Genomic DNA, 15,672 nt, shown 5'->3' with positions numbered 1-15,672 from the left:
TGGCGCCAGCCGCCCGCGGCAAGCCATGCGCGGCAGCGATCTGTGGGTCCAGCCAGCCATTCGCCGCGCATTCTCGTCCCGAGGGAAAGAAGCGACGCGGCGATTGACAAATGTAATAACATCACATACCCAGCGCCGAACCACTTCCTGCTGGACGACCGATGGACCAGGCCTGCCTCACCTTTCGTGACCTGACGCTCGGCTACGGCAGCCATCCGGCCGTGCATCACCTCGACGGCGTGGTGCGCAGGGGCTCGCTGACGGCGGTCGTCGGCGCCAACGGTTCGGGCAAGTCGACACTGATGAAGGGAATTGTCGGCGCCCTGAAGCCGATGGCCGGCGCCGTCACGAAGGCGGACGGCGTGCGCATTGCCTACCTGCCGCAACAATCGGAACTCGACCGATCTTTTCCGGCGCGGGTGGTCGACCTGGTTTCGCTGGGACTCTGGCCTCGCCGCGGCCTGCTGGGCCGTCATACGGCTCAGGACCGGGCGGCGGTCGCCGAGGCGCTGGCCGCCGTCGGGCTGGAGGGTTTCGAGACGCGCGCGCTCGACACGCTGTCGGGCGGCCAGCTTCAGCGCACCCTGTTCGCGCGCGTGCTGGTGCAGGATGCCGGGCTGATCCTGCTCGACGAACCGTTCAATGCCGTCGACGCCAAGACGGTCGGCGACCTGATCGCCCTCATCAAGCGCTGGCACGGAGAGGAACGGACCGTCATGGTGGTGGCACACGATCTCGATCTCGTGCGCCATAATTTCCCCGAAACGCTGCTGCTCGCCCGCCAGCCTGTGGCATGGGGCGCGACGGCGACCGCGCTTGGACCGGAAAACATGGCGCGCGCAAGGCGTTTCCACGAAGCCTGGGAAGACGACGCGCCGTGGTGCGAGCCGGACGCCCATCATCATGCGCACGATCATGGTCACGCGCACCATCATCACGCGCATGACGCCGATGCCCTTGCCTCCGCCAACGGACCGAAGGCGGCGTGATGCAAACCCTTTACGCCCTCCTTGTCGCCCCGTTCGTGGACTACGCCTTCATGCAGAAGGCGCTGTTCGGTTCGCTGCTTCTGTCGGCCGGCGCGTGTCCGGTCGGCGTCTTCCTGATGCTGCGGCGCATGAGCCTGTCCGGCGACGCCATGGCGCACGCTATCCTGCCGGGCGCCGCTGCCGGTTTCCTGTTCTACGGACTGGAAATCCTGCCGATGACCGTTGGCGGCCTCGTCGCCGGCATCGTCGTGGCGCTCGGCGCCGGTGCCGTCTCACGCTTCACCGTGCAGCGCGAGGATGCCTCCATGGCCGCCTTCTACCTGATCTCGCTGGCACTCGGCGTGCTGATGGTGTCGGTGCGCGGCTCCAGCGTCGACCTGATGCACGTCCTGTTCGGCACGGTTCTGGCGCTCGACAACGAAGCGTTGTGGCTGATCGGTTCGATCACGGCGATAACGCTCCTGACCCTATTCGTCTTCTGGCGCGCGCTGGTGGCGGAATGCCTCGACCCGCTGTTCCTGCGCTCGGTCAGCCGGCTGGGCAGCCCGGTGCATTTCATCTTCCTCGGGCTCGTCGTCATCAATCTCGTCGGCGGCTTCCAGGCACTTGGCACGCTGCTGTCGGTCGGGTTGATGATCCTGCCCGCCGCCGCCGCGCGCTTCTGGACTGCCCGCGTTGAGACCATGTGCGTCGCGGCGGTGGCGATCGGCTTCGCCTCCTGCGTCGCCGGGCTGCTTCTGTCCTATCATGCCGCCCTGCCCTCCGGTCCCGCCATCATCCTGTCGGCCGGCGCGGTCTATCTCGTTTCCGTGCTGGCCGGCACGCGGGGCGCGCTGCGCGCCCGTCTGGTCACCCACCGCCACAGAACCGCCTGACCCAAGGAGACACGCTCATGCTGAAGACCTTTCGCCGCGTCCTTGCTCTGATTGTTATAACATTAAGTTCACTCGGAGGATCGCAGGCCTTCGCAGAACCGCTGAAGGTGGTGGCCTCCTTCACCGTCATCGCCGATCTTGCCAAGAACGTCGGCGGCGATCGCGTCGCCATCACCACCATCGTCGGACCGAACGGCGATGCGCATGTCTACGAGCCGAGCCCAGCGGATGCCGTCGCCATGAGCAAGGCCGATGTCATATTGGTCAACGGCCTGCATTTCGAAGGCTTCCTCAAGCGGCTGGTCGATGCCAGTGCCACCAAGGCTACGACCGTCGAACTGTCGAAGGGCGTCACCACGATCGAGTTCAAGCCGGAATTCGCCGAAGCGGACGAAGGCCATGCCGACCACGATCATGACAAGGACGAGGCTCACAACCACGATTACGGCGCGACCGATCCGCATGCGTTCCAGTCCATTCCGAATGCCGAGATCTACGTCCGCAACATCGCCGACGCCTTCTGCGCGGCCGATGCCGAGGGCTGCGACGCCTATCGGAAGAACGCCGAGACCTACATGGAAAAACTCAAGGCGCTCGATGAGGAGGTGCGCGCGGCCATGGCCGCCATTCCCGTGGAAAAACGCGTGGTCATCACCTCGCATGACGCCTTCGGCTATTTCGAGCACGAATACGGCCTGACTTTCCTTGCCCCGCAGGGGATATCGACCGAGTCGGACCCCTCCGCCGCGGACGTCGCCAGGCTGGTCGAACAGGTGAAAAACGACAAGGCGGCGGCGATCTTCGTGGAAAACATCACCAATCCGCGCCTGATCGAGCAGATCGCCGCCGAGACCGGCATCAAGGTCGGCGGCTCGCTCTATTCGGATGCGCTTTCCGGTCCGGACGGGCCGGCGGCGACCTATATCGACATGATGGAAAACAACATCCGCCAGATCAAAGGCGCGATCCTGGGAAGCTGACCCGTCGAACGGATGCCACTCGCACGATCGATGCGGGCAACCTATATCCGCCCGCATCGAAAGGGTTTCCGCCATGACCGACTTCACCCCCTGGCAATCGCTGTTCGGCGGCGCCCTGATCGGATTCGCGGCGGTGCTTCTGATGGCGTTCAACGGTCGCATCGCCGGCATGACCGGAATTCTGTCCGGCCTGATCCCGCCGCTTGCCGCCGACTGGCCATGGCGGGCCGCCTTCCTTGCCGGCGCGATTGTCGCCCCGTTCGTCTACATGGCCGTCGGCGGAAGCTTTTCCTTCGACGTCCCGGTCTCGCCGGGGGCGCTGATCGTGGGCGGCTTCCTCGTCGGTATCGGCGTGCATTTCGGCGGCGGTTGCCCGAGCGGCCACGGTATCTGCGGCATAGGTCGCCTGTCGCCGCGCTCGTTCGCCGCCGTGGCCACCTTCATGGCCGCCGCGCTCGTCATCGTCTTCGTCATCCGCCACCTGATCGGGGCATGACGATGCAGAAAGTCGTTTCAGCCTTCCTCATCGGCGGCCTGTTCGGCCTCGGCATCGCCATTTCCGGCACGATCGATCCGGCCAAGGTGCTGAACTTCTTCGACCCCGCCGGCACATGGGACCCGAGCCTGGCCCTCGTCATGGCGGGCGGGCTTGCCGTCGCCCTGCCCGGATACCGGCTGGTCTTCGGCCGCCGCAGGGCGCCCGTCCTGGAGCCGTCTTTTTCGCTGCCCACCCGCAGCGGCATCGACGGCGAACTGGTCGGCGGCGCGGCGCTGTTCGGGGTTGGCTGGGGCATCGCCGGCTTCTGCCCCGGCGCCTCCATACCCGCGCTCGGCCTCGGCTATTGGCAAGTGCCGGTCTTCGTGGCGGCGGTGGTCGCCGGCATTGCCGCCGCTCGTGCGCTGAAAGCGCGCCTCGCGTCCTACAAGACGGCCTGACGGCCGATAAAACCGTTGCCGCCGCGACGCGGGACTGGCAAGACTGCGCGCCACGTTTACGCTTGCGAGGATGTCATGGAATATCGCCAGATCACCGAAGACTACGCCGTATCGGGCCAGATCGCGGCCGAAGACGTCGGCGCCATCAAGGCCGCCGGTTTCAGGAGCGTCATCTGCAACCGGCCGGACGAAGAACAGCCCGGCCAGCCGTCGCACGACGCCATCAGGGCTGCGGTCGAGGCCGCCGGGCTGGCCTTCCGCTACATTCCGGTCGTCAGCGGCCAGATGACGGTGGAGAATGTCGAGGACCAGGCCGAGGCGCTTGACGAGCTCGAAGTGCCGGTGCTCGCATTCTGCCGCTCCGGCGCGCGCTGCACCAACCTCTATGCCCTTGTGCAGGAACGCAAGCGCGGCTAGTCACGCGGCACTCTCAAGGATCGAATCCCGTGACCGATATCACAGTCTCCCAGGCCATCGAGGCCATCTACGCCTCCCTTCGCAACGACAATGAAGAGCTCGACGTCCACATCGCCGCGCTCAAGGGCGCCATGGCGCGGGAGGGTGTACAGGAGGCCACCTTCGAGACGAGCAAGCTCGTCCAGCCGAACCGGCAGGGCCGCAAGCTGATGCAATCCTATTTCCGCAAAAAAGGCGTCGCGGTCGGCTTCGTCTGAGGTCAACTGCCGGCGAGCGGCAGTTCTCCCGTCTCTTTCAGCGTTTCCAGGACGATCGCCGTCTTGACGTGCTGCACGGCCTCGTGCGGCAGGAGCACCCCGTTGACGAAGTCAGACAGCGACTTCAGGTCGGGCGTCACGACCTTCAGGATGTAGTCCATCTCGCCCGTCAGCGCATGCGCCTCCTGCACCTCCGGCAGCCGCGCCAGCAACTCGCCGAAACGGCGGGCATTATCCCGGTTGTGGGTGGCGAGCGTCACCGAAATGACGTTGACCAGCGGAAAGCCCAGCCGGTCGCGGTCGAGCACGGCGCGATAGCCCTTGATGGCGCCGCTCTCCTCCAGCCGTTGGCGGCGGCGCGAGCATTGCGACGGCGACAGGTTCACCCGCTCCGACAGATCGTTGTTGGTGAGCCGCGCGTCGGCCTGCAGAAGCGCGAGGATTTTGCGATCGAATTGGTCTATATCTTCTCTCTCAGCCATAAATTTATCATATCATGCACGGTTCGTGCATGTAAGGGTCATTCGAAGCGGTTGAATGCAAGCACCGTGCGGGCCGTTCGGCCTATCATCGCATTGAACAGCAGTGCGTCCTTCGAGGCTCGCTCCGCTCGCACCTCAGGATGAGGGAGGCCGGTGCCCATCTCTCTGGAGAGCTTAGCGCAGGCGGTCCTTATCCTGAGGTGCGAGCGGAGCGAGCCTCGAAGGACGCACCCAAATCAACGGAGAATCGCCATGGGCCCCTTCCCGCACGACGCACCGCCGGCAAAGATCACCGAAAAGAACCCGGCCGGCACAGACGGCTTCGAGTTCGTCGAGTTCGCCCATTCGGAGCCGCAGAAGCTCGAAGAGCTGTTCGCGCGCATGGGCTACGCACCTGTCGCGAAGCACCGGACGAAGGCCATCACCGTCTGGCGGCAGGGCGACATCAACTACGTCGTCAACGCCGAACCCGGCTCGCATGCCATGAAGTTCGTCGATGAGCACGGCCCCTGCGCCGCCTCCATGGCGTGGCGCGTGGTCGATGCAAAGCATGCCTTCGACCATGCAGTGTCGAAGGGTGCCGAACCCTACGCCGGTACCGACAAGGCGCTCGATGTGCCGGCCATCGTCGGCATTGGCGGCTCGCTGATCTATTTCATCGAGAAGTATGGCGCGAAGGGGTCGGCCTACGATGCCGAGTTCGACTGGATCGGCGAGAAGAACCCGAAGCCTGAGGGCGTCGGCTTCTACTATCTCGACCACCTCACCCACAACGTCTATCGCGGCAACATGGACAAGTGGTGGGATTTTTACCGCGACCTGTTCGGTTTCACGCAGATCCACTATTTCGATATCGACGGCCGCATCACTGGCCTCGTCAGCCGAGCGATCACCTCGCCCTGTGGGAAAATCCGCATTCCGCTGAACGAATCCAAGGACGAGACGAGCCAGATCGTCGAATACCTGAAGAAATACAAGGGCGAAGGCATCCAGCACATCGCCGTCGGCACCGATGGCATCTACGACGCCACCGACAAGCTCGACGCCAACGGGCTGAAGTTCATGCCCGGTCCGCCCGACACCTATTACGAAAAGTCGTTCGAGCGCGTGAACGGCCATGACGAGCCGGTCGAGCGCATGAAGAAGCACGGCATCCTGATCGACGGTGAAGGCGTGGTCGACGGCGGCATGACCAAGATCCTGCTGCAGATCTTCTCCAAGACCGTCATCGGCCCGATCTTCTTCGAGTTCATCCAGAGGAAGGGCGACGAAGGTTTCGGCGAGGGCAACTTCCGCGCATTGTTCGAATCGATCGAGGAGGACCAGATCCGCCGCGGCGTCATCAAGGTCGAGGCGGCGGAGTGATCTTTTCCGTTGAGCGGCTCACAGTTTGAGCCGCTCGACCTCCTCCTTCCTGAGCTTCCAGTCATAGTCGAGGAAGAATTCGTCCAGTTGCGGCGGCGGCACCGACGTGCCGGCGAGCATGGCGTGTACCTGGCCGCGATGGTGGATCTGATGGATGAACAGATGCGCCAGCAGGTCACTGATGCGCTCGGGAATTTTTCCATGCTCGCGCCGGTCGGTTTCGACACGGCGATCGAGATCGGCCGAAGTAATTTTCTCGCAGAACACCATCAGCCGCCGGTCCGCAGCCGTTTGCGCCTCGAACAGCGGAGCCGGCGCATGGAAGGCGACGAAATCGTCGAATGCGGCCGCGCCGAGCGGCCCCTCCTCCAGGAAATCGAGATAGAGCAGATCGACCGCAAGGATATGGTTCAGCGTTTCCCGGATCGACGGGAAGAAGCTCGTCCGCTCGGTTTCGAATTCGCCCGTTCTCAGGGCGAGAACAGCTCGGTAAAGACGGTCGTTGGACCACAGGTTGTTCGCCGCCATGCGGCGAAAATGGTCGAGCAGATCAGCCATGGCATTGAATAGACGCATAGCAGCCGCGCTACAACGCGAACCCGCGACGTTCCTGCCAAGACTGTGTCAGCACGCGGCAATGCCGTGTAGCACGCTCAGCGCTCGTATTTCTCCACCGTCTGCTCGATGGCGCCGAAGATCGAATGTCCGGCCTTGTCCTTCATCTCGATGCGCACCGTATCGCCGAAGCGCAGGAACGGCGTCTTCGGCTCGCCAAGCTGGATCGTCTCGATGACGCGCTGCTCGGCGATGCAGGAATAGCCGGCGCCGCCTTCCGATACCGGCTTGCCCGGCTGGCCGTCCATCTTGTTGGAAACGGTGCCGGAGCCGATGATGGTGCCGGCCGAAAGCGGCCGCGACCGCGCCGCATGGGCGATCAGGGCTGGGAAATCGAACGTCATGTCGATGCCGGCATTGGCGCGGCCGAACGGCTTGCCGTTCAGATCCACCATCAGCGGCAGATGAACCTTGCCGCCATCCCAGGCGTCGCCGAGTTCGTCCGGCGTCACCGCGACCGGCGAGAAGGCCGAGGAAGGCTTGGACTGGAAGAAGCCGAACCCCTTGGCGAGTTCCGGTCCCGTCAGCGCGCGCAGCGTCACGTCGTTGACCAGCATGACGAGGCGGATGGCATCCTTGGCTTCCTCGGCGCCGACACCCATCGGCACGTCATCGACGATCACCGTCACTTCTGCCTCGCAGTCAATGCCCCAGGCCTCGTCGGCCATGCGGATCGGATCGCGCGGCGGGACGAAGGCGTCCGAGCCGCCCTGATAGATCAGCGGATCGGTCCAGAAGCTCGGCGGCATGTCTGCGCCGCGCGCCTTGCGCACCAGTTCGACGTGATTGACGTAGGCCGAGCCGTCCGCCCACTGGTAGGCGCGCGGCAGTGGCGAATGCGCATCGCTCTCGTGAAAGCGCTCGGACGGCACCGAACCGTGTTCCAGCGACTCGGCCAATGCTGCCAGGTGCGGCGCGACGCGGGTCCAGTCGTCGAGCGCGGCCTGTATCGTGCGGGCGAGGAACGAGGCATCGGTGCAGCGCGTCAGGTCACGCGAGACGACGACCAGTTTCCCGTCACGGCTGCCGTCCTTCAATGTAGCGAGTTTCATGCGGTTCTTTTCCCCAAATCGCGCTGTTTTGGTCATTCTGTCGTGCGTCCTTCGAGGCTCGCTCCGCTCGCACCTCAGGATGAGGGAAGTCGGCGACTGCCTCTCAGGAGAAAGCAGCGCAAACGGTCCTCATCCTGAGGTGCGAGCGGAGCGAGCCTCGAAGGACGCACCTCATTAATACAGGGTCGGCGCCTAACTCCAATCCCCTTCCACAGTCCCGTTGAAGTGCTTTTTCAGGTCTTTCCAGCAGTCGATGTAATCTTCCTGCAAGGTCGGCGCTTGCGCCGCGTAGCGCGTCAGCATCTGCGGAAAGCGCGTCTCGAACATGAAGGCCATAGTGTGGTCGAGCTTCACAGGCTTCAGTTCCGCCCTCGACGCCTTCTCGAAGCCCGGCGCGTCCGGACCGTGCGCCAGCATCATGTTGTGCAGCGAGATGCCGCCGGGCACGAAACCCTCCTCCTTGGCGTCGTACTGGCCGTGGATCAGGCCCATGAACTCGCTCATGATGTTGCGGTGATACCACGGCGGCCGGAAGGTGTTTTCCGCCACCAGCCAACGCGGCGGGAAGATGACGAAATCGACATTGGCCGTGCCCTCCTCGCCGGACGGCGCGGTCAGCACGGTAAAGATCGACGGGTCAGGGTGATCGAACAGGATCGCCCCGACCGGTGAAAACGTCGCGAGATCATATTTGTAGGGTGCGTAGTTGCCATGCCACGCGACCACGTCGAGCGGCGAATGGTCGAGCATGGTTTCGTGGAAGGCGCCGCACCATTTCACGATCAGTCGGGTCGCCCGGTCGCTGTCCTCGCACCATGCGCAGGGCGTCTTGAAGTCGCGCGGATTGGCGAGGCAGTTGGCGCCGATCGGCCCGCGATCGGGCATGGTGAACTTGGCGCCATAGTTCTCGCAGACATAACCGCGCACTTCCTTGTCGACGAGTTCGACCTTGAAGACGAGACCGCGCGGCAGGACGCAGATTTCACCCGGTGCCATCTCGATGACGCCCATTTCGGTGACGAAATTTAGCCGGCCGACCTGCGGCACGATCAGCATCTCGGCATCGGCGTTGAAGAAATGGTCGTCCACCATCGATTTGTTGGCGATATAGACATGCGCCGCCATGCCCGACTGGCCGAGCGCGTCACCCGCCGTCGTCATGGTGCGGATGCCGGCGATGAAATCAGTCGGCTCCGACGGCATCGGCGTCGGATTCCAGCGATACTGGCCGAGGGCCAACTCGTGGTCACCGAGGTTCGGTGCCGTTTTCCAATGCGGATAGCTGGCGCCCTTGAAGCGGCCGGTGTGCTTGACGCTCGGGCGGATGCGATAGAGCCAGGAGCGCTCGTTGGTGCCGCGCGGTGCGGTGAAGGGCGAGCCGGAAAGCTGCTCGGCATAGAGCCCGTAGGCCGGCCGTTGCGGCGAGTTGCGGCCCTGCGGCAGCGCCCCCGGTAGGCTTTCCGTCTCAAAATCGTTGCCGAAGCCCGGCATATAGGAAAAGGCCATCGCATCCTCCCGGATTGACCATATTTGTTTCATCTGTAACCATCGATTTTGTAACTATCAACGGCTTGGTGGTGCGGTCCTTCGAGGCTCGCTCCGCTCGCACCTCAGGATGAGGGAGGTTGGCGCAGGTGCTCCTTTGCCGGGGTTGGCACCCTGCGGTCCTCATCCTGAGGTGCGAGCGGAGCGAGCCTCGAAGGACGCACAATTGGACATCATGCGATGAGAACCGAAATCCTCGAACTGGAGAATTTCCTGCCCTACCGGCTCTACCGGCTGGCCGATCTGGTCAGCCGCGAGTTCGCCGCCGTCTACAAGGACAGGCTGGGCCTGACGCGGCCGGAATGGCGCGTGCTGGCGGGGCTCGGCCAGCACGGCACGCTGACGGCCAAGACGCTCGGCGAGCAGTCCGCCATGCACAAGACCAAGGTATCGCGCGCCGTGGCGGAACTGGAGCGGCGGCGCTGGCTCACCCGCACACCCGACGCGAACGACCGCCGCATCGAGCATCTGACGCTGACCAAAGCCGGGCTGGCCGCCTATGGAGAGATGGTGCCGTTGGCCAAGGCGTTCGAGCGGCGTCTCTCGCAGGCCATGGGCGCCGCGCGCCTTGCCGAATTCGACTACGGGCTGGAGCGGCTGGAAGAATTCATGCGCGAGGGCGAGGAATGACGGCGGCCGACAGCCTTCACCAGTCCATCACCACCTTGCCGGAATTGCCGCTCTTCATCGCCTCGAAGCCGGACTGGTAGTCGTCGATGCCGATGCGGTGGGTGATCAGGCCCGTCACGTCGAGCGGCCCCTGCACCAGCGCGATCATCTTGTACCAGGTCTCGAACATCTCGCGGCCGTAGATGCCCTTGAGCGTCAGCATCTTGAAGATGACCTTGTTCCAGTCGATCTCGAAGCCGGTCGGCGCGATGCCGAGGATGGCGATCTTGCCGCCGTTGTTCATGGTGTCGATCATGTCGCGGAAGGCGACCGCCGAGCCGGACATTTCCAGCCCGACGTCGAAGCCTTCGGTCATGCCTTCCTGCCGCATCACGTCACGCAGCTTCTCCTTCGAGGCATCGACGACGTGGTGGATGCCGACCTTGCGGGCGAGGTCGAGCCGGTAAGGGTTGATGTCGGTGATGACCACCTTGCGCGCGCCGACGCACTGCGCCACCAGCGCGCCCATAATGCCGATGGGGCCGGCGCCCGTCACCAGCACGTCCTCGCCGACGAGGTCGAAGGAAAGTGCCGTATGCACCGCATTGCCGAGTGGGTCGAAGATCGCCGCCACCTCGTCCGGCACGTCGTCGGGGATCGGCACGACATTGTGCTGGGGAATGGCGACATATTCGCCGAACGAACCCGGCCGGTTGACGCCGACTCCTAAAGTGTTGCGGCACAGGTGTCCCCTGCCCGCCCGGCAGTTGCGGCAATGGCCGCAGACGATATGGCCCTCGCCCGACACGCGCTGGCCGACCTTGTATTCGGTCACGGCCGAGCCGACATCGGCAATGGTGCCGACGAACTCGTGCCCCGTCACCATCGGCACCGGCACGGTCTTCTGAGCCCACTGGTCCCAGTTGTAGATATGGACATCGGTGCCGCAGATGGCGGACTTCTTCACCTTGATAAGCACGTCGTTGGGGCCGATCTCCGGCACCGGCACCCGCTCCATCCAGATGCCGGGTTCGGCCTTTGCCTTCACCAAGGCACGCATCATGTTGGACATCAGATAATCCCCAGTTCCTTGCCCACTTCCCCGAAAGCGTCCACCGCGCGGTCGATGTCGGCGCTCGAATGCGCGGCCGACATCTGCGTGCGGATGCGCGCCTGCCCTTTCGGCACCACAGGGAAGGAAAAGCCGATCACGTAGATGCCGCGCTCCAACATCTTTTGCGCCATCTGCTGCGCAAGTGCGGCGTCGCCCAGCATCACCGGGATGATCGGGTGATCGGCGCCGGCCAGGGTGAAGCCGAGCTTCGTCATGGACGAGCGGAAGCGCGCGGCATTGTCGGTGAGCTTCTTGCGCAGCCCGTCGCCATGTTCGATCAGGTCGAAGACCTTCAGCGAGGCTGTGGCAATCGCCGGCATCAGCGTGTTGGAGAACAGGTAGGGCCGCGAACGCTGGCGCAGCCAGTCCACCACCTGCCGCTTGCCGGACGTATAACCGCCGGACGCTCCGCCGAGCGCCTTGCCGAGCGTACCGGTGATGATGTCCACCCTGCCCTCGACGCCGCAATGCTCGGCCGAGCCGCGCCCGTGCTTGCCGACGAAGCCGACGGCGTGGCTGTCGTCGACCATGACCATGGCGCCATATTTCTCGGCCAGGTCGCACACACCCTTCAAGTTGGCGATAATGCCATCCATGGAAAAGACACCGTCCGTGGCGATCAGCTTGAAGCGGCAGCCTTCCGCCTTCTTCAATTCTTCCTCCAGCGCCGCCATGTCGTTGTTGGCGTAGCGGAAGCGCTTGGCCTTGGAGAGCCGCACTCCGTCGATGATCGAGGCGTGGTTCAGCGCATCGGAAATGACGGCGTCATCCTCGCCAAGCAGCGTCTCGAACAGGCCGCCGTTTGCGTCGAAGCAGGAGCCGTAGAGGATCGTATCTTCCAGTCCGAGGAACGATGAAATCCTCGCCTCAAGTTGCTTGTGCTCCTCCTGCGTGCCGCAGATGAAGCGCACCGAGGCCATGCCGTAGCCGTAGCGGTCGAGCGCGGCCTTCGCCGCCTGCCTGAGTTCGGCGTTGTCGGCGAGGCCGAGATAGTTGTTGGCGCAGAAGTTCAGCACCTTCGCCCCGCCCGCCACCTCGATCTCGGCCGACTGCATGGAGGTGATGACGCGTTCGGCCTTGTAGAGGCCTGCGGCCTTCAATCCTTCGAGCTCCGCATCGATGTGGGAAAGAAATGCGTTGGTCATGCGCTGCCCCTTTTGTCGCGGGCGACTGTCGCGCCGGGCGCAACAAAAATCCACCGCAAAACACGCGATCGCGGAAATTGCGGCAAAGCATGCGCTTTTCGCAACCAGTCGATAACCATTGCACATCTTTTCGGCATCGACGGCCCGGCGCAGGCGGCGTGTTTTCTTCACACCTTAACCATTGCCTGCCCACGATCCTTCGCAGAACGCATCTTGGGAAAGCAATCCGGTCGATGTCGCAGCCATCCGTGCAAGCCGCCGTTTCCGGCCGGCTCGTGCTCCTGATCAAGAGCGCTTATTGGGTTGCCCTGCTCATCATCGCGGCCATGGCGGTCGCCTCCTTCGTGCTCCTGCAGGAGATGATGGCTGCCCAGCAGCGCGACGGCGCCCTGCTCGACATGGTGTCGACGCAAAAAGCGCTGTCGCAGCGCATCGTCTTCCTCGCAAGCGCCGCGGAAGCGGCCTCGCCCAACAGGAAGCCGGCCTTCGTCCGCGACCTCAAGGTTGCCACCGAGGAATTCGAGAAGAACTACGACCTGTTTGTCGACGACACGGACGCCGACCCGACCTCACCGGCACGGTACGACCCGAATTCGATCGAAAGCGTGCTCTACGGCAAGCCGTTCCATCTCGATTATTTTTCCGTCGGGCTAGCCGCCAACGGGCGGCGGCTGACGGCTGCGCTCGAAGCGGAGCTCGATCGCAGCTATGCCGGCGCGAACTCCCGCAAGGCCGGCGGCGAATATACCGCTCTCGACCCTTCGCTCGCCAACGCCACGCTGTCAGGCTACTCGGCCCTCGGCCAGCGTATCAGCGCCATGGCCGAACGGCGCTCGCAGGGCATGCTCAACCTGCATCGCAACCTGTTCTTCGCCACCATCGGCGTCATCATACTGGTCGCGCTGTTCATTTTCCGGCCGATGTCGAACGCCATCCTGCGCAAGACCCACGAACTCATCGACGCACGCAATTCCATGGCCTTCATCGCCGTGCACGACGGGTTGACGGGGCTGCACAACCGCGCCTTCCTCACCGACCATTTCGACACGCTCATCAAGGGTGCATATCGCCGGCGCGAGCGGCTGGCGGTGGTCCAGCTCGACCTCGACCGCTTCAAGCAGATAAACGACACGCTGGGCCATGCGGCCGGCGACTACGTTCTGGTGGCGACCGCCCAGCGCATGCGCGAATCCTGCCGCGCCTCCGACCTGTGCATCAGGCTCGGCGGCGACGAATTCGTCATCATCCTCAACGGGGCGGGCGACACCGAAGACATCAACATGGTGGCCCGGCGCATCCTGTCGCGCGTCAACCAGCCGATCGTTTTCCAGGGCACCACCATCCTGCCCGGCGCGAGCGCCGGCATCGCCGTCTATCCGGTCGACGCAGACAACGCCAAGGACCTGATGGTGCATGCGGATCTCGCGCTCTACTCGGCCAAGAAACTCGGCGGCGGCACCTTCTCCTTCTTCTCGGAAGAGCTGCGCCGCGAACTCGACCATCGCAAGCAGCTCGAGCAGGATATGCGCACGGCCATCGCCGAAAAAGGCTTCCAGGTCTTTTTCCAACCGCAGGTTTCGCTTGTCGACGGTTCGATCGGCGGCGTCGAGGCGCTGGTGCGCTGGAAGCACAAGACGCGCGGCATGGTCTCGCCCGGCGAATTCATTCCCGTCGCCGAAAAATGCGGCCTGATGGCCGATATCGGCCGTATCGTCATCGCCAAAGCGGTGACGGAGGCGGCGGAGTGGCACCGTGCCGGCATCGGCTTCGGGCGGCTGGCCGTCAACGTCTCCGGCACGGAACTGCGTGAACCGGATTTCGACGCCTTCCTGTTCCGCACGCTGGAAGAGGCCGGGTTGCCGGCAGACAGACTGTCACTGGAGATCGTCGAATCCGTCATCCTCGATGACGAAAAGACGGGTATCGCCGCCAAGCTCAGGCACATCCGTTCGGCCGGCGTGCACCTGGAACTGGACGATTTCGGCACCGGCTATGCCTCGCTCAGCCACGTCAACCCGAACGAGATCGACCGCCTCAAGATCGACCGCCGCTTCGTCCAGAACATCCACCAGAACGGCGACAACTCCAAGATCGTGCGCGCCATCACCGAACTGGCGCGCGGGCTCGGCATCTCCATCGTCGCCGAGGGCGCCGAGACGGAAGCCGAACTCGACTCTTTGCTGGCCATCGGCTGCGATCAGGTGCAGGGCTATTCGATCGCCTTCCCCATGCCGCAGGAAGAGGCACGCGCCTGGCTCGCCGCCCGCGCACCGAAGAAGGCGAAGCTCACCGTCGTGCAAGGCAACGTCGCCTGACGGAGCCGGCGGCGGCGTTCAGTCCCCCACGTTGGCCCGAAACGTCGCAAGCGTGGCCGCGACCTGAGCAATCCGATCGTCCGGAATTCCGGCACGCAGTTGCTTGTCGAAAGCCACCGCAACATCGCGCAGGTGCAGGAAAAGCGCCTCCCCCGCATCCGTCAACTCGACCCTGTGCACGCGCCGGTTGGCCGGATCGCGCCGCCGCGTCAACAGGCCCTGCTTTTCCATCGCGTTGAGATGATGCGTCAGCGTCGCGCCCTGGATGCCGATCATATCCGCCAGTTCCCGCTGGTTGGCGGACGCCTGCGACTTGACCGACAGCAAGGTGAGCCATGCCGGCAGGCCGCCGCCAGCCTCGGCAAGCCTCGCCTCGAAAGCCTGCGAAAGCACCTTCGTGGTGCGGAAAAGGTCCATTCCGATGGGGACGGATGTCAGCTTCATGGCAGGATCATAACGGCAAATTCACACCAAACAATTGACGTCTAATCATTAGATATCTATCAATGCCAATGAACGGAAACGAGGAACGGATCATGGAATATGTCTATATCGTCGTTCTCGGGCTGCATGTCATGGCCGGCGTCTTCTGGGCCGGCACGACCTTCACCATCGCCCGCGATCCGGAGATCAAGGCGGAGCGCTTCTTCGGCCCGCAGATGGGGTCCGCGACGCTGGCCCTGATCACTGGCGCCCTGCTCTGGTATTTCTTCCATCAAGGCGTCTTCGGCAACATGGAACTGGTGCTCGGCATCGGCATCCTCGCCGCCCTTGCGGCGGCAGGGGTGCTTGGCGCGCTTGTCGGACCGGCCCGGCGGCAGCTTGCCGGCGCGGACGAAGCGACGACCGTCGCGCTGCGCGGCACGATGGCGAAGGGCGAGCGCGTCGCAGCCCGCCTGCTCGCCCTGACGGTGCTGTGCATGGCGATCGCGCGGATGTTCTGAAAACCTGCCCGACAGCGCTCGCCCCCGCATCG

The 15,672-nt window shown here is 64.0% G+C and carries 18 protein-coding genes; 11 read left to right on the top strand and 7 right to left on the bottom strand.

Translation table 11 applies throughout. The features are described 5' to 3' along the window. Positions 1–161: 161 nt before the first annotated feature. The 7 genes from aztA to FGU64_RS02915 all read left to right on the top strand — a co-directional run bounded on the left by aztA (position 162) and on the right by FGU64_RS02915 (position 4,454). Positions 162–989, top strand: coding sequence for a zinc ABC transporter ATP-binding protein AztA (gene aztA, locus FGU64_RS02945; protein WP_139950810.1), 828 nt, complete (start codon positions 162–164; stop codon positions 987–989). Next, a complete protein-coding gene (gene aztB / locus FGU64_RS02940; protein WP_139950809.1) occupies positions 989–1,864 on the top strand; it encodes a zinc ABC transporter permease AztB in 876 nt (291 codons plus the stop codon). The genes aztA and aztB overlap by 1 nt, the downstream gene beginning before the upstream one ends. A 17-nt stretch (positions 1,865–1,881) precedes the next feature. After that, entirely contained in the window at positions 1,882–2,844 is a 963-nt protein-coding gene (gene aztC, locus FGU64_RS02935) for a zinc ABC transporter substrate-binding protein AztC (RefSeq protein WP_139950808.1), read from the top strand. A 73-nt stretch (positions 2,845–2,917) separates the two neighbouring features. Further along, positions 2,918–3,340, top strand: a complete 423-nt coding sequence (locus FGU64_RS02930) for a YeeE/YedE thiosulfate transporter family protein (protein ID WP_139950807.1) — start codon at positions 2,918–2,920, stop codon at positions 3,338–3,340. 2 nt (positions 3,341–3,342) lie between these two features. Beyond that, positions 3,343–3,780, top strand: coding sequence for a DUF6691 family protein (locus FGU64_RS02925; protein ID WP_139955249.1), 438 nt, complete (start codon positions 3,343–3,345; stop codon positions 3,778–3,780). A gap of 75 nt (positions 3,781–3,855) precedes the next feature. Further along, positions 3,856–4,197 (top strand): TIGR01244 family sulfur transferase, encoded by a 342-nt coding sequence (locus FGU64_RS02920; RefSeq protein WP_139950806.1) that lies wholly within the window; start codon positions 3,856–3,858, stop codon positions 4,195–4,197. Between the two features lie 29 nt (positions 4,198–4,226). Beyond that, entirely contained in the window at positions 4,227–4,454 is a 228-nt protein-coding gene (locus FGU64_RS02915; protein ID WP_139950805.1) for a hypothetical protein, read from the top strand. A 2-nt stretch (positions 4,455–4,456) separates the two neighbouring features. Here FGU64_RS02915 and FGU64_RS02910 read toward each other — a convergent pair whose 3' ends face one another. Beyond that, positions 4,457–4,936: an Lrp/AsnC family transcriptional regulator gene (locus FGU64_RS02910; protein WP_136355856.1), complete on the bottom strand. Its 480-nt coding sequence runs from the start codon at positions 4,934–4,936 to the stop codon at positions 4,457–4,459. 252 nt (positions 4,937–5,188) lie between these two features. Between FGU64_RS02910 and hppD the strand changes: the two genes are divergently transcribed. Continuing rightward, positions 5,189–6,301: a 4-hydroxyphenylpyruvate dioxygenase gene (gene hppD, locus FGU64_RS02905; protein ID WP_139950804.1), complete on the top strand. Its 1,113-nt coding sequence runs from the start codon at positions 5,189–5,191 to the stop codon at positions 6,299–6,301. An 18-nt stretch (positions 6,302–6,319) separates the two neighbouring features. Here the strand turns inward: hppD and FGU64_RS02900 are convergent, their stop codons facing one another. The 3 genes from FGU64_RS02900 to hmgA all read right to left on the bottom strand — a co-directional run bounded on the left by FGU64_RS02900 (position 6,320) and on the right by hmgA (position 9,474). Then, positions 6,320–6,877: a DinB family protein gene (locus tag FGU64_RS02900; protein ID WP_246671228.1), complete on the bottom strand. Its 558-nt coding sequence runs from the start codon at positions 6,875–6,877 to the stop codon at positions 6,320–6,322. Positions 6,878–6,954: 77 nt separating this feature from the next. Beyond that, positions 6,955–7,968, bottom strand: coding sequence for a fumarylacetoacetate hydrolase family protein (locus tag FGU64_RS02895; RefSeq protein ID WP_139950803.1), 1,014 nt, complete (start codon positions 7,966–7,968; stop codon positions 6,955–6,957). A gap of 192 nt (positions 7,969–8,160) precedes the next feature. Next, positions 8,161–9,474, bottom strand: coding sequence for a homogentisate 1,2-dioxygenase (gene hmgA / locus FGU64_RS02890; protein ID WP_139950802.1), 1,314 nt, complete (start codon positions 9,472–9,474; stop codon positions 8,161–8,163). A 219-nt stretch (positions 9,475–9,693) separates the two neighbouring features. On the opposite strand from hmgA, the gene FGU64_RS02885 reads away from it, so the two are divergent. Next, positions 9,694–10,143 (top strand): MarR family transcriptional regulator, encoded by a 450-nt coding sequence (locus FGU64_RS02885; protein WP_139950801.1) that lies wholly within the window; start codon positions 9,694–9,696, stop codon positions 10,141–10,143. Between the two features lie 16 nt (positions 10,144–10,159). Here FGU64_RS02885 and tdh read toward each other — a convergent pair whose 3' ends face one another. Beyond that, positions 10,160–11,194, bottom strand: a complete 1,035-nt coding sequence (gene tdh, locus FGU64_RS02880; protein ID WP_139950800.1) for an L-threonine 3-dehydrogenase — start codon at positions 11,192–11,194, stop codon at positions 10,160–10,162. Beyond that, positions 11,194–12,381, bottom strand: coding sequence for a glycine C-acetyltransferase (locus tag FGU64_RS02875; protein ID WP_139950799.1), 1,188 nt, complete (start codon positions 12,379–12,381; stop codon positions 11,194–11,196). The genes tdh and FGU64_RS02875 overlap by 1 nt, the downstream gene beginning before the upstream one ends. A 233-nt stretch (positions 12,382–12,614) precedes the next feature. Here FGU64_RS02875 and FGU64_RS02870 point away from each other — a divergent pair, with 233 nt between their 5' ends. After that, positions 12,615–14,696 carry an EAL domain-containing protein gene (locus FGU64_RS02870; RefSeq protein ID WP_139950798.1) on the top strand — a complete coding sequence of 694 codons (2,082 nt, stop codon included), beginning with the start codon at positions 12,615–12,617 and terminating at the stop codon, positions 14,694–14,696. An 18-nt stretch (positions 14,697–14,714) separates the two neighbouring features. Here the strand turns inward: FGU64_RS02870 and FGU64_RS02865 are convergent, their stop codons facing one another. Then, complete coding sequence (locus tag FGU64_RS02865; protein WP_139950797.1) at positions 14,715–15,140, bottom strand: MarR family winged helix-turn-helix transcriptional regulator; 426 nt, start codon at positions 15,138–15,140, stop codon at positions 14,715–14,717. A gap of 92 nt (positions 15,141–15,232) precedes the next feature. Between FGU64_RS02865 and FGU64_RS02860 the strand changes: the two genes are divergently transcribed. Then, complete coding sequence (locus FGU64_RS02860; protein ID WP_139950796.1) at positions 15,233–15,640, top strand: hypothetical protein; 408 nt, start codon at positions 15,233–15,235, stop codon at positions 15,638–15,640. Positions 15,641–15,672: the final 32 nt, after the last annotated feature.

Origin of the sequence: Mesorhizobium sp. 8 (assembly GCF_006351905.1) — a bacterium.
Taxonomy (GTDB): domain Bacteria; phylum Pseudomonadota; class Alphaproteobacteria; order Rhizobiales; family Rhizobiaceae; genus Mesorhizobium; species Mesorhizobium composti.
This window is presented reverse-complemented; position numbering and strand designations above follow the sequence as displayed.